Origin of the sequence: Pseudomonas sp. RV120224-01b, from assembly GCF_003208145.1 — a bacterium.
Taxonomy (GTDB): domain Bacteria; phylum Pseudomonadota; class Gammaproteobacteria; order Pseudomonadales; family Pseudomonadaceae; genus Aquipseudomonas; species Aquipseudomonas monteilii.
The window spans coordinates 1-13698 of record NZ_QKMQ01000023.1; the positions used below are offsets into that span (position 1 = coordinate 1).

At 63.7% G+C, this 13698-nt stretch carries 10 protein-coding genes and 1 pseudogene; 5 read left to right on the plus strand and 6 right to left on the minus strand.

Features of this window, described 5'->3' with window-relative positions; translation table 11 throughout:
- Window positions 1–295 (plus strand): annotated as a pseudogene (locus tag N436_RS26065) (IS110 family transposase); the annotation flags it as partial.
- A gap of 75 nt (window positions 296–370) precedes the next feature.
- Here the strand turns inward: N436_RS26065 and N436_RS26070 are convergent.
- From N436_RS26070 to N436_RS26085, 4 genes are all read right to left on the minus strand, one after another.
- On the minus strand, window positions 371–1873 hold the full coding sequence (locus tag N436_RS26070) for an amino acid permease (RefSeq protein ID WP_110742324.1): 1503 nt from the start codon (window positions 1871–1873) through the stop codon (window positions 371–373).
- Window positions 1874–1971: 98 nt separating this feature from the next.
- Window positions 1972–3240: a carbohydrate porin gene (locus tag N436_RS26075; RefSeq protein ID WP_105947499.1), complete on the minus strand. Its 1269-nt coding sequence runs from the start codon at window positions 3238–3240 to the stop codon at window positions 1972–1974.
- 127 nt (window positions 3241–3367) lie between these two features.
- Window positions 3368–5785, minus strand: coding sequence for a glucose/quinate/shikimate family membrane-bound PQQ-dependent dehydrogenase (locus N436_RS26080; protein WP_110742325.1), 2418 nt, complete (start codon window positions 5783–5785; stop codon window positions 3368–3370).
- Window positions 5786–6004: 219 nt separating this feature from the next.
- Complete coding sequence (locus tag N436_RS26085) at window positions 6005–6355, minus strand: cupin (protein WP_105947501.1); 351 nt, start codon at window positions 6353–6355, stop codon at window positions 6005–6007.
- 117 nt (window positions 6356–6472) lie between these two features.
- Here N436_RS26085 and N436_RS26090 point away from each other — a divergent pair, with 117 nt between their 5' ends.
- Together N436_RS26090 and N436_RS26095 are read left to right on the plus strand one after the other, a co-directional pair.
- Window positions 6473–7372 (plus strand): LysR family transcriptional regulator, encoded by a 900-nt coding sequence (locus tag N436_RS26090; RefSeq protein WP_105947667.1) that lies wholly within the window; start codon window positions 6473–6475, stop codon window positions 7370–7372.
- A 111-nt stretch (window positions 7373–7483) separates the two neighbouring features.
- On the plus strand, window positions 7484–8683 hold the full coding sequence (locus N436_RS26095; protein ID WP_110742326.1) for an MFS transporter: 1200 nt from the start codon (window positions 7484–7486) through the stop codon (window positions 8681–8683).
- Between the two features lie 9 nt (window positions 8684–8692).
- On the opposite strand, the gene N436_RS26100 is transcribed toward N436_RS26095, so the two are convergent.
- On the minus strand, window positions 8693–9304 hold the full coding sequence (locus N436_RS26100; protein WP_105947503.1) for a LysE family translocator: 612 nt from the start codon (window positions 9302–9304) through the stop codon (window positions 8693–8695).
- Window positions 9305–9409: 105 nt separating this feature from the next.
- Between N436_RS26100 and N436_RS26105 the strand changes: the two genes are divergently transcribed.
- On the plus strand, window positions 9410–10384 hold the full coding sequence (locus tag N436_RS26105) for a GlxA family transcriptional regulator (RefSeq protein ID WP_105947504.1): 975 nt from the start codon (window positions 9410–9412) through the stop codon (window positions 10382–10384).
- Window positions 10385–10412: 28 nt separating this feature from the next.
- On the opposite strand, the gene N436_RS26110 is transcribed toward N436_RS26105, so the two are convergent.
- The gene (locus N436_RS26110) at window positions 10413–11264 is read right to left on the minus strand and encodes a CAP domain-containing protein (protein ID WP_105947505.1); all 852 of its coding nucleotides are present in this window, start codon (window positions 11262–11264) and stop codon (window positions 10413–10415) included.
- 258 nt (window positions 11265–11522) lie between these two features.
- On the opposite strand from N436_RS26110, the gene N436_RS26115 reads away from it, so the two are divergent.
- Window positions 11523–13691, plus strand: coding sequence for a TonB-dependent siderophore receptor (locus tag N436_RS26115; RefSeq protein WP_105947506.1), 2169 nt, complete (start codon window positions 11523–11525; stop codon window positions 13689–13691).
- Window positions 13692–13698: the final 7 nt, after the last annotated feature.

The window sequence follows — 13698 nt, forward strand, 5'->3', positions numbered from 1 at the left end:
GCCCAAAATAGTCAATCGAGCAGCTCAAGCACTCAAGCAGGCTGCATCCAATGCTCGTAATGACAAGGGTTTCATTGGTGCATCGCACCGAGCCAGGCTGACTCGAATGGATACCAGCTGCGCCATCAAAGCCACTGCCCACCAGTTGGCACGACTGGTGTACAACCTGCTAACCAAGAAACAGGCTTATGTCGAAAAAGGTCTTGAGGAATTCGAAGCCAGGAGCCAAGACCGACAGGTCCGGGCTTTGCTTCGCAAAGCCCGGAAACTGGGGTACCAACTGGTGGCTGCCTGAGTGCTTAAAAAACAGTGGGTTGCATTTTGTTTGATGAGAGCGGGCAAGCCCGCGAAGAGGCCATCAGCTTGAAACTCAAATCTCGATCCCCCCACTGACCAACCCATAAACGGCAATCACCGCCCCCAGCACCACCACCGCAAACACCCCCCGTTCGAACCCGCTGAACACCTGCCGCTGCTGCTCCAGCCGGGCCTTGATATACAGCACCGTCCCCGGCCCATAGATCACCGCCGACAACAGCAGGTACTTCATCCCGCCAGCCCACACCATCAACACCGCGTACGCCGTGGCCAGCAAGGCGACAAGCAGGTCCTTGCCACGCTCAGCCGCATCGGTTTCGTACGTCTCCCGGCTTGCCGCCAGCTTTAGCGCATACGCCGCCACCAGCAGGTAGGGGATCAAGGTCAGCGAACTGGTCAGCTCCAGCGCCAGGGTAAAGGCGTACTCGGTAAACCATGTCAGCAACAGGAACAGTTGCACGAACAGCGTGGTGAGCCACAGCGCCGCCAAGGGTACCTGTTGCGGGTTCTGTCGGGTGAGAAAGGCCGGCATGGCCTGGTCGTGGGCGGCCGAGTACAGCACTTCGGCGGCCAGCAAGGTCCACGACAGGTACGCGCCCAGCACCGAGATGATCAAACCGATGCTGATGAAGATCGCCCCCCAGCGCCCGACTATCGCCTCCAGCACCCCGGCCATCGACGGCTGCCGCAGGCCGGCCAGTTCCGGGCGCAACATGACGCCGTAGCTGAGCAGGGTAATGAGCACCAGCAGGCACAGCACGCCGACAAAACCAAGTACCGTGGCGATGCCCACGTCACGGCGGTTGCGCGCATAGCGTGAATAGACGCTGGCACCTTCGATGCCGAGGAACACGAACACGGTCACCAGCATGGTGCTGCGTACCTGTTCGAACAGCGATTCGCCTGGCGGCAGCAGCTCGGCAGCGGCATGCCCGACCCGACCATAGTCGTCGAGGTGGGCCAGGTCGGCTGCCGGGCCGGCCACGGGGGTACCCCAGAAGTTCTGGCTGAACAGGCCACCGTCGAACGCGGCGATGATCACCACGATGAACACCAGGATCGGAATCATCTTCGCCACGGTGGCAATGGTGTTGATCACTGCCGCCTGTTGTACACCGCGCAGGACCAGGAAGTGGAAGGCCCACAACAACACGGATGAAGCGGCGATGGCAGCCACCGTGTTGCCGTCGCCAAAGACCGGAAAGAAGGCGCCGAGCGTGGATTTGATGAGGATGAAGTAGGAGACGTTGCCGATGCAGGTGCCGGCCCAGAAGCCAAAGGCCGAGGCAAAGCCCAGGTAGCTGCCGAAGCCGGCGCTGGCGTAGGCGTAGATGCCCGAGTCCAGGTCCGGGCGGCGGCGGGCAAGGGTCTGGAACACGAAGGCCAGCATCAGCATGCCCAGGCCGGCGATGCACCACGCAATGATGGCACCAAGGCCGCCGGTGGCACGGCCAAAGGTGGCCGGCAGCGAGAAGATGCCGGCGCCGACCATGGAGCCCACTACCAGGGCAGTGAGCGCCCAGACATTCAGTTTGCCTTCCGTTGCTGTGCTCATTGGCCTGGCTCTCCCTTGCGCTGAAGGGTTGAGTAAAGACCGAGGGGACAGTGTGTGCCAGCTTGCCGGCGAATGGGCCGCAGCGCGGCCCCGGCGATTCAGAAGGTAGCCTTGACCTGCAGGCCAACCACCAACGCGTTGTCGATGTCCTTCCCGGAGAACGCCCCTGGCTCGATGATGTATTGCACATCCGGGCGCAGGTTCAGCCAAGGTGTGGCCTGGTAGCCGTAGCTCAGTTCGATCAGTTGCTCCGCGCTGTCGATGTCGGGGAACTGCTGGCCAGCATTGAAGGCTGCATCTTCCAGTACGTCGCGGCTACGCGGGTTGGGTACGGCACGGCCATAACCCAGCGCCACGGTGTCTTTCGGCCGGCCTTCGAACGGCTTGTACAGCACCACGCCCGCGCCATACCACTTGGTGAACGGCGAGGCCGCCTTGCTCGACGCCGAGTACTGGCCGAAGGCGTGCAGGCTGCGGCCTGGCGAGCTTTGGTCGTTCCACACCGCCTGGTCAACCAGCAGGTAATGGCCGCCACGGCCAGACACTTCATCATCGCTGCCGATGCGTTTCACGTCGGAGCTGTCGTAGTAGTAGCCCAGCTTGTACTCGCCCGGCAGTTCACCCTGCAGCTTGTACACCAGCTCCACCGGCACCACGGTGCCCGTGGTGTGCTTGGGGCCAAGGTGCCAGGCACGGCTGGAGTTGCCATTGCTCTCGGGGTCGACGTTGAACGCCGCTACGCGCAGTTGCCAGGCAGGCGAAAGGTCATACTTTACCCGCACGCCCAGGTGGGCATTGGGGTAGTTGGTCCAGCCACTGCCACCCGACATGTTCAGCGGGTGGCCGCAGAAACCGGCGTTCATGAAGTTGCACAGGATACCGCTGTCCAGGCCGCCCAGGTCGTTGCCCATGGCCATGTAGCCCAGCTTGACGTTGAGTGCCGGGGTGAACAGGGTGCGCTCGTAGCTCAGCTCGGTCAGGCGGGTATACAGGCCGCCGAAGTTTTCCTGGATTGGCAGGCGGTTGCCGACCAGGTCTTCCGAGGCGCTGTTGCCGCGACGGTCGTTGATGGTCAGCTGGACCTTGCCACCGTTGTCCAGGCCATACAGTTTCGACAGGTCGAACTGCACGCCCAGCTTCAGGTTCTGCGAGTAACGCGCCGAGCGGTGCAGGCCACCGTGGGCGTTGTAGGCGGTTTCGCCGCTGTAGTCGCCGGTGAACTTGACGCCGTCGTCTTCCAGCTGATGGCGCAGGCCACCCCAGTCACCGGTCAGGGTGCTGCGGGTCATGAGGTCGCCGTCGGCCAGGGCGGTGGTGCTGGCCAGGGCCAGCAGCAGGGTGGGGGTGATGCGGATTGCGGATGGCATTGCTAAATCTCGAATTATTTTTGAGGGCCATTCGCGGGCAAGCCCGCTCCCACAAGGACTGCACAGTTCGTAAGGGCAGTGAGTATCCTGTGGGAGCGGGCTTGCCCGCGAAGCAGGCGACGCGGTCTTACGGCAGAGCGTAAGAAATCACGTAGTCGCCACGGTCAGTCGACTGGCGCGCGCCGCCAGCGGTGATCACCACATACTGCTTGCCGGTTTTCGGCGAGACGTAGGTCATCGGGCCGCCCTGGCTGCCCACTGGCAGGCGGGCCTTCCAGACTTCGTTACCGTTGCTGCTGTCGTAGGCGCGCAGGTAGAAGTCCTGGGTGCCGGCGATGAACACCAGGCCGCCTTGGGTCGACAGGGTGCCGCCCAGGGTTGGCAGGCCGATCTTGATCGGCAGGTGCATGCGGATGCCGAGCGGGCCGGTGTCTTCAACAGTGCCCACCGGAACCTGCCAGGCCACCTGACGGGTCTTCATGTCGATAGCGGTCAGGGTGCCGAACGGCGGGGCCTGGCACGGAATGCCGGCGACCGACAGGAAGCGGTTCTTGTTCACCGCATACGGGGTGCCCTTGAGCGGTACCGCGCCCATGCCGGTGTTCAGTGCTTCGCCACCGGACGCCGCGCCACCCTTGTTCTGCGACGGGATCATCTGGATCCACAGGCCCAGGCGCATGTCGTTGACGAAGATGAAGCCATGCACCGGGTCGGTGGAGATGCTGCCCCAGTTCATGCCACCCAGCGAACCCGGGAAGCTCAGCGACAGGTCGGTGCCCGGCGCGGTGTACAGGCCGTCGTAGCGCATTTTCTTGAAGTCGATGCGGCACAGCAGCTGGTCATACGGGGTGGCGCCCCACATGTCCGACTCGGTCAGGGTTTGTGCGCCGATCTGCGGCATGCCCACCGACTTCGGCTGGGTTGGGGAATACGGCTCGTTCGGGATGTTGCTTGGCTTGACCGGTACTTCGTCGACCTGGGTCAGCGGCTTGCCGGTGGCGCGGTCGAGCACGTAGATCTGCCCGGCCTTGGTGCCGATCACCACCGCAGGTACCGACTGGCCGTCGTCCTTGGTGAAGTCGATCAGGCTCGGCTGCATGGGCAGGTCGAAGTCCCACAGGTCGTTGTGAACGGTCTGGAACACCCACTTCTGGTTGCCGGTGGTGGCATCCAGGGCCAGCACCGAAGCGCCGTAGGTGTGGTCCAGTTTGCTGCGCTCCACGCCGTAGATGTCGGTGGACGACGAGCCCATCGGCAGGAACACGGTGTTCATCGCCGGGTCGTAGGACATTGGTGCCCAGCTGTTCGGGGTGCTGCGCACGTAGGTGCTGTCGCCCTGCGGCGCCTGGCGATCTTCCGGGTTGCCCGGGTCGAAGGCCCAGCGCATTTCACCGGTGATTACGTCGAAACCACGGATCACGCCGCCTGGCATGTCGGTCTGGACGTTGTCGGCAACACGGCCGCCGACCACCACGGTAGTGCCGGCCATCAGCGGTGCCGAGGACAGCTGGTAGTAAGAGTCCGGTACGTTGCCCAGGCCGGCCATCAGGTTGACCTGGCCGTTGTTGCCGAAGCCTTGGCAGAACTCGCCGTTGTCGGCGTCGACAGCAATCAGGCGGCCGTCGATGGTATTGGTCAGCAGGCGACGCTGACAGTTGGCACCGGCCGGCACGCTTGCCACCGTGATCGGCGAGCTGTTCGGCTGGGTCGGCTGGGCGATGGCGGCGGTGGCATCGAAGTACGCCATGCCACGGCAACGCTGCCAGACCTTGGACTGGGCGTTGATTGCGTTCTTCCACAGCTCTTTGCCGGTGTCGGCATCCAGGGCGATCAGGTTGTTGTGCGGGGTGCAGATGAACACCTTGTTGCCGATCTGCAGCGGGGTCAGCTGGTCTTCGGCACCGTTGCCGTCACTGATGGCCACGTCACCGGTGTGGTAGGTCCAGGCGACTTTCAGCTTGTTGACGTTGTCGCGGTTGATCTGGTCCAGCGCGGCGAAGCGGCTGCCACCTTCGGTGTTGCCGTAGTGGGCCCAGTCTTTCTGCTGCTTGCCATCTTCGACCGGGGTCATGCCCGGGCCGGTGCCAGTGGGGGCAACGCTTGGGTGGGCAACGAACATGTTGCCGGCGGCAATCACCAGCACCACGGCCATCACCCCGGCAACGCCGTAGGCACCACGGCCGGCGCTGGCGCCGTTGGCACGTGCCAGCAGCGGGTAGACCAACGCCACGACCATGCCGATTGCGCCGAACATGAACAGGCGCGAGAACAGCGGCCAGAACACCAGGCCGGCGTCGATCAGCGCCCAGAGGGCGGTACCCACCAGGAATGCCGCGTACAGCCAGGCGCCTGCCTGCTTGCGCCGGGCAATCAGCACACCGGCGATGGCCATGGCCAGGCCGCCGATCAGGAAGTACCAGGAACCGCCCAGGCCGGCCAGCTTGACGCCGCCAGCAGCAAGGAGGAGGCCGAGCAGGGCGATGATTACGCCCAGGCCGACCAGGAGGATGTTTGTGGCGCCAGAGGCGCGCGGTGTTTCGTTCATGCCAGGGATCTCAGCAGGTGGAATGCGCGCAGTCTAAGCCCTTAGCTTGCTAATTAACAAGTTGGTACATAATTTTGTGAGGCTGATTGTCGCAGGGCTGAACTTGCGAAGATGTGGCTAAAAGTCTAGAACATGTGCTTAAAAATGCATTAAACGATATGTTCATGTTGGTTAATAATTTTGCACTCATACTTTGGTCGAGTTGGTGTTTGGCCGTCGTCACACCGGCCAAGGCGCGCTGCTGCTGTAAAAAACGGCGAGCCAGACCGTCGCCACTCCAGGTGCAGTCCACTCCACGCGGTGGCGGTAGTGCGGCGGGATGTCCAGGCAATCGCCCGGCGCCAGCAGGCGGGTGTGCTGCTCGTGTTCGAAACGCAGGCCGGCAGCCCCGCTGAGTAGCACGATCCACTCACCTTCGGCCTGGTCGTACCAGAACCCGGGCGGGCTGGCCTGGCCGCTGGAAACGATACGCTCCACGCGCAGGCCTGGGCGGCTGAGCAGTTCATCGATACATTCGGCGCTGGTAGGGTCGCACGGTGGCAGGGCAGTCAGCAGGTTGCCGGGTGTCATGGGAAGCCTCGCTTGAATGGGAGTGGTTCCACTATGGACGCAATCGCCGCGTAGCGCGCTTCTTGACCCGCCCTGCGGTTTGTAAGAACTTTCTGAGTTTTGGAAAACGTGCAGCAGATGGACAAACTCCTGGCGATGAAGATGTTCGTAGCTACCGTCGATGCCCAGGGCTTTTCTGCGGCTGCGCGCAGGCTTGGGCTGGCGACGTCGTCGGTAACCCGCCTGGTCGATGCCCTGGAAACGGCCGTGGGCGCCTCGTTGCTCAATCGCTCGACACGCCAGGTCAGCCTGACCGAGGCCGGGGCCCGTTACTACGAGCGGGCCCGCAGCATTTTCGAAGCGCTGGACGAGGCCGATGCCAGTGTTGCCGACCGTGGCGAGGAGCCTGTCGGTGTCTTGCGGCTGTGCCTGCCGGTGGAGTTCGGCAGGCGGGTCATCGCCCCGCACCTGGGGCCGTTTCTGGCACGGCACCCGGCGTTGGAGCTGGACATCGACCTCAGCGACCGGCTGGATGACCTGCTGGACGGCCGTTATGACCTGTCGATTCGCCTGGGCGACCCCTCGCCCAATGACGAACTGGTGTGCCGCCAACTTGGCCGCTTCGAGCGGTGGCTGGTGGCCAGCCCGGCATACCTGGCCGGGCGTGACCCGCTGCACCACCCCCGGCAACTGTTGGAGCACGCCTGCCTGCGCTTCCGTTACGGGCAAAAGGCACGGCCCTGGCGCCTGGCGCGCGGGCAGGACAGCCTGGAGCTGAACGTAACCGGGCCGTTGCGCAGCGCCAATGCCGACATGTTGCGTGAAACCGCGCTGGCGGGCAGCGGCATCGCACTGCTGGCCGATTGGCTGGTACGCGAGGATGTGCAGGTCGGGCGCCTGCAGCGGGTGTTGCCCGACTGGCAGGTCAGCCCAGGCATGGCCAACAACAGCATCAATGCCCTGTACCTGCCCAACCACCGTGGCTCGCGGCGGGTGAATGCGTTCATCGACTTTTGCGCAGCGCTGCTGGAGCGGTAGGCGCGGCATTGCGCAGTGTGCAAAGCCGCGTTGCGCCAGCAGCGGATTCTCTGCACTGAGGCGTGTGGGTAAGGTAGCCGGCATATTCCACCCCTTGCCGAGGAACCTCGCATGAATCCTTCCCTTGCCGCCGCGCAGCCCGCAGCCACCGGCCTGAGCCGGGCCCTGGTCGTGCTGCTGGCGTTCTGCTGTGGCGCAATCGTTGCCAACATCTACTACGCCCAGCCCATTGTCGGCCTGATCGCGCCGGACCTTGGGCTGACCACCGAACATGCCAGCCTGATCGTGTCTCTCACCCAGTTGGGTTACGCCCTGGGGCTGCTGTTGCTGGTGCCGCTGGCCGACCTGTTGGAAAACCGCCGGTTGATGGTCGGCACCGCTGTGCTGGCTTGCGTCAGCCTGCTGTTGGCGGGCACCAGCAGCAGCGGCCAGGGCCAGCTGTTCCTGGGCTATGCACTGTTGATCGGGTTCAGCTCAGTGGCGGTGCAGATGCTCATTCCACTGGCAGCGCACCTGGCGCCAGAGGCGCAGCGTGGCCGGGTAGTGGGCAACATCATGGGCGGCCTGTTGCTGGGTATCCTGCTGGCGCGGCCGTTGTCCAGCCTGGTGGCCGACCACTTCGGCTGGCGCGCCGTGTTCATTGGCGCCGCCGGGGTGATGCTGGCGATCATCCTGCTGCTGGCGCTGACCCTGCCGCAGCGTCGGCCCGAGCACAAGGCCAGTTATGCCGGGTTGATGCTGTCGTTGCTCACGCTGTTGCGCCGTTATTCGCTGCTGCGCCAACGCTCGTTGTACCAGGCACTGATGTTTGCAGCGTTCAGCCTGTACTGGACAGCCGTGCCGATGGCGTTGGCGGGTGAGCATGGCCTGTCGCAGAGCCAGATTGCCGTGTTTGCCCTGGTGGGGGCGGTGGGGGCTGTTGCCGCGCCCTTGGCTGGCCGCCTGGCCGATGCCGGGCATGCTCGGGCCGGCTCGCTGTTGGCCCTGCTGCTGGCGCCGGCGGCCTTGTTGCTGGGGCTGACGGCGCCGGGTTACAGCGTGATCGGCCTGGGCCTTACCGGTGTGCTGCTGGATTTTGCGGTGCAGATGAACATGGTCATTGGCCAGCGCGAAGTGTATGCCCTGGACCCGGCAAGCCGTGGGCGGTTGAACGCGGTGTACATGACCAGCATCTTCCTGGGCGGGGCACTGGGTTCGGCGGTAGCCAGTGCGCTGTTCAGCCAGCTCGGCTGGCAGGGTGTGGCACTGGTGGGCGCAGGCTTGCCCGGCCTGGCATTGCTGGTGTTCCTGTTCAAGGCCCGGAGCAACTGACAAGGGGCGTCATCGGCCAAGCGGCAGCGCCACACCGATCAGGGCAAACAGGCTGCCGCAGCAACGGTTGAAACCTTTACCCCCCTTGGCCAGCCAAGGCCGAATACGAAATGCCAACCGCGCCAGCAGGTACTCGACCAGGAACTCGACGCTGGCGAAGGTCGCCGCCATCACCACGAACTGCAGCATCAAGCCGCGTTGCGGGTCGATGAACTGCGGCAGAAAGGCCCCATAGAACAGCAGCACCTTGGGGTTGGCCATGGCCGACAACAGGCCCTGGCGGAACAGGCCGGCATTGCCAAACCGAGCGCTGCGCTCGTTCAGTTCCAGGTGCAGCCCCGGGCTGCGCCACAGCTGGATACCCAACCAGACCAGATAAGCACCCCCCACCCATTTCAATACGCTCAGCACCGAGGCCGAGGTTTGCAGCAAGGCACTGAGGCCGAACATCGCCAGGGCGATGAGGGCGCTGAAGCCGAACACCCCGCCAACGATCGTGAACAACGTTCGCCGGGCGCCGTACAGGGCACCATGAGTCAGGGCCAGCAAGCTGTTGGGGCCTGGGGTCAGTGACAGGCCAATGCTGGCCAGCAGGTAGATCAGCCAGGTGTCGAGTGCCATTTGCGCAATTGCCTTGTTGGTGAGGAGGGTGCCAGTTTATGGCGCGAACTGCGCCTATGCAGGGTAGTATCTGGACATTGAACAGTTGTTTTTGGACGCAACACCATGCTGCCTGATATCCGTTTGCTGATCCTGCCGTTACCGGATTTTGCCCTGTTGCCGTTCGGCGCCTTTCTCGACAAGTTGCGCTTCAGCGCCGATGACGAAGACTACAGTCAGCAGCGCTACTGCAGCTGGACCGTGGCAGGGCTCAGCCTCGACCCGGTGCCATCGAGCAGTGGCGCGGTGGTTCAGGTCGAGGCCGATGCCGGGCAGGTCGATCTGACCCGTTTCGACTATCTGGTCGTGTTCGGCGGGCGCAATGCCATGGCCACCGCCGCGTTGGCGCCGCGCTACCAGGCCTTGCTCAGGCGGGCCGGCAAAGCCGGGGTCAAGCTGGTAGGGGTCGACAACGGCGCCTTCCTGCTGGCTGCCTGCGGGCTGTTGCAAGGGCACAAGGTGGTGGTGCATTGGCGCCACGAAGCCGAGTTTCGTGCAGCATTCCCACAGTTGCAGGTGCTGCGTGAGCAGCTGTATTGCATTGACGGCAGCCGTATCACCTGCGCAGGTGGCACTGCGGCTATCGACCTGGCGGTGGCGTTGTTGTCACAGGCTTGCGGGCGAACCCGGGCGCTCAAAGGGCTGGCTGACATGCTGGTGGACGAAACCCGCGACAGCCGTCATGCCCTGCGCTCGCTTGAGCTGGCCGCCGGGCAGGGGCGGCAAGTGCAGCGGGCGCAGGCGCTGATGCGCCATCACTTGGGCACGCCGTTGGCAGTGGAGCAACTGGCGGCTGAACTGGGCATCAGCCGGCGTCAGCTCGACCGGCAATTTCAGGCCAGCCATGGCATGAGCGCCAAGGCCTGGTGGCTGGAGATGCGCTTGCAGCAGGCGCGCTGGCGCTTGCTCAATTCCAGCCACAGCCTGGCGCAGATTGCCGATGAAGTAGGGCTGGGCGATGCCAGTTACCTGGGCAAATGTGTGCGACGGCGGTTTGGGTGTACGGCCTTGGCGTTGCGAGCAGACAATCATCCAGGATGAAACCCGGTGCACATCCTTGTGGGAGCGCTTACTGCGGTGTCCCGAACAACCCCGTCCAGTAGATCCCTGCATCACTCTTAGGGTCCACCGCATAAGCCGCACCCATTTCACGGAAGTCCGGGTTCATCAGCGTGGCGCAATGCCCCGGGCTCTGCAGCCAGCCTTCGACTACCTTGTGCGCGGTATCACGCCCGGCCGCAATGTTCTCTCCAATCTGCTGATACAGGTAACCCGCCAGTTCTGCCCGGTCACCCGGGGTACGGCCTTCCTTGTCGATGTGGTCGAAGAAGTTCTGGTTGGCCATGGCCCGTGTGTGGCTGGCGGCGACGCCGGCCAGTACGGTGCTCCAGCTCAGGGCGGGGGCGGCGGCGAAGGGTTGGCCACCGCATTGGCGCGGCACCTTGCGCGCGGCGTTGATTTCCTGCAGCACCTTCTGCCCTTCGGCCTGCCAGTCACCCAGGCGGCCACTGAGCAGTGGGCGGGCCAGTACGATGCGCCAGTCGCGGCCCTCCTGGCTGACACCGATATCGACGAACTGCGGATCGAGCACCACCTGGCAAAAGCTTTCTTCGATGGCATGCATGGCAGCGCGCGCATCGCGTGGCCCCGACAGGCTGATGGCCTGAACGTTGACCATGGGGTAGGCGGCGCGGGTCATGGCCTGCTGCAGGTCACGGGTGCCCTCTGGCGAAAGCGCCAGGCGGGTGTCGCTGTTGAGCGGCGGCAGCTCCAGCGACGCCTCGCCACCGCAGGGCTGGGCCTGGCTGCGGTAGACATTGATCGAATCGATCAGTTGCGCCTCTTCGCCGGTGACAGCCAGTGCCCCGGTCGAGACGACCAGGCCCAGCGACAAGGCGGCAACGGATGACAGGACGCGCATGTGGATCTCCCTATGACTGGCAGCGTCGTGGTATGCGCTGCTCATCCTACACAAGCCCGGGGCTTTTGGCCCCTGGCGGGTGCAAAGCAATGAAAACGCCGGCAATCGTTGCGGGCGGCAAAAGAGGGAGTAGACCACTGGTCGGCACAAAAGTGCGATCACTTGGTAATCATTCGTAACATCGGCTAGAAACAATACTCAAACGCTAACTGTTCCCAGTCTGCCAGGAAGGCCATCACCCATGACCCGGAGGCCTGCATGGCACGTGTCTTTGCGTATCAATCGACCTTGCTCGCGTTCTGCTGTTCCGTCGCCGTCGCTGCCCAGGCGGCCGACGGCGCTATCGAGCTGGATGCCACTGCCATCAACGCCGCGGCGGCCAAACCGAAGGGCGAGCCGCCGGAACCTTTCGCTGGCGGCCAGGTAGCCCGGGGTGGACAGATGGGTATCCTGGGTAACCAGGACATGATGGATGTGCCGTTCACCATGACCAGCTACACCTCGCAACTGATCGAGGACCAGCAGGCCGAAGACGTCGGCGACGTGTTGCTCAACGATCCGTCGGTGCGCCAGTCGTTCGGTTTTGGCAACCAGTCGCAGGTGTTCGTCATTCGTGGGCTGCCGCTCAATGGCGATGACGTGGCGTTCAATGGCCTGTACGGCGTGCTGCCTCGGCAGATGATTTCCACCGATGCCATCGAGCGCGTGGAAGTGCTCAAGGGCCCCAACGCGTTCCTCAACGGCGCCAGCCCCACCGGTACCGGGCTGGGTGGCAACGTCAACCTGCAACCCAAGCGTGCCGGCGACACGCCCACCCGCCGTTATACCCAGGACATCAGCAGCGACGGCAGGCTTGGCGAACACCTGGACCTTGGCCAGCGCTTTGGCGAAGACGACCGCTTCGGTGTGCGCCTGAACCTGTCACAACGCGAAGGCGAAACCGCCGTGGACGACCAGCATCAGCGCAGCAAGCTGTTCATTGTCGGGCTCGATTACCGCGGCGACAACTTCCGCCTCTCTACCGACATCGGCTACCAGAAACAACGGGTCAACCACATGCGCAACAGCGTGCGCCTGGGTGCCGGTCTGACCGACATCCCGAGGGCGCCGGATGCCGATCACAACTATGGCCAGGACTGGTCCTGGACCGAGACCGAAGACACGTTCGGCATGGTGCGGGGCGACTACGACTTCAACGACAACTGGAGCGCCTACCTGGCCGGTGGCGTCAAGCACACCCACGAGAACGGCTTCTATGGCACGCCGATTCTCACCGATGCGGCCAGCGGCGCTGCCACCATCGCCGGCTCCGAGATCCCTCACAATGAAGACAACACCACCCTCATGGGCGGCATCAATGGCCGCTTCCAGACCGGCCCGGTCAGCCACCAGCTGAACCTCGGTGCCGCCAGTATCTGGACCCAGCAGGAAAACGCCTTCGTCTTCTACAATTCGCAAGATACGAACATCTACCACACCGACCCGTTACCCCGGCCGACCACGCCTACCTTTACCGGGGGCAAGCTGGACGACCCCGGGGTCACCGGTAAAACCCGCAACCGCAGCATCGCGCTGTCCGACACCGTCGGGCTGTTCGACGACACCTTGCTGGTTACCGTCGGTGTGCGACGTCAGCAGTTGCGGGTGGAGGGTTATGCCTACGACGGCGAAGGCCCAGACCTGGGGCGCAACGCGTTCTACGACGAATCGGTTACCACCCCGGTGTATGGCATCGTCTACAAGGTCAACCCGTCTATTTCGCTGTACGCCAACCGCATCGAGGGCCTGGCCCAGGGGGCGACGGCCTCGGGGCAGGGTATCGTCAACGTGGGTGAAGTGTTCCCACCGGCCAAGACCAAGCAGGTCGAGGCGGGTGTGAAGCTTGATTACCAGAGCTTCGGCGCCAACCTTGCGGTATTTCGCATCGAGCGGCCCACCGATGGTTTTGTGCAAGGCAATGTGTTTGTCCAGGATGGCGAGCAGGTCAACAAGGGTATTGAGCTGAGCGTGTTCGGCGAGCCGGTGCAGGGCTTGCGCCTGATGGCCGGTGGCACGCGCATGGATACCGAGTTGAAGAAGACCCTGAACGGCGCCGACGACGGCAACCATGCCGTCGGGGTGCCAACCTTCCAGCTCAATGCCAGCGTCGACTGGGATGTGCCGGGCTTGCAAGGCGTGGCGCTCAATGCCCGCATGCTGCGCACCGGTGGGCAGTATGCCAACCCGTCGAATACGCTCAGCCTGCCGACCTGGAACCGCTTCGATGTGGGCGCGCGTTACAGCTTCAAGGTGCAGGAAAAGGCGGTCACCTTGCGCGTGAACGTGGAAAACCTCACCGACAAGAACTACTGGGCGTCGGCCAACGGCGGCTACCTGACCCAGGGTGACCCACGGCTGGTCAAGTTTTCAGGCAGCATCGATTTCTGATTCAAGG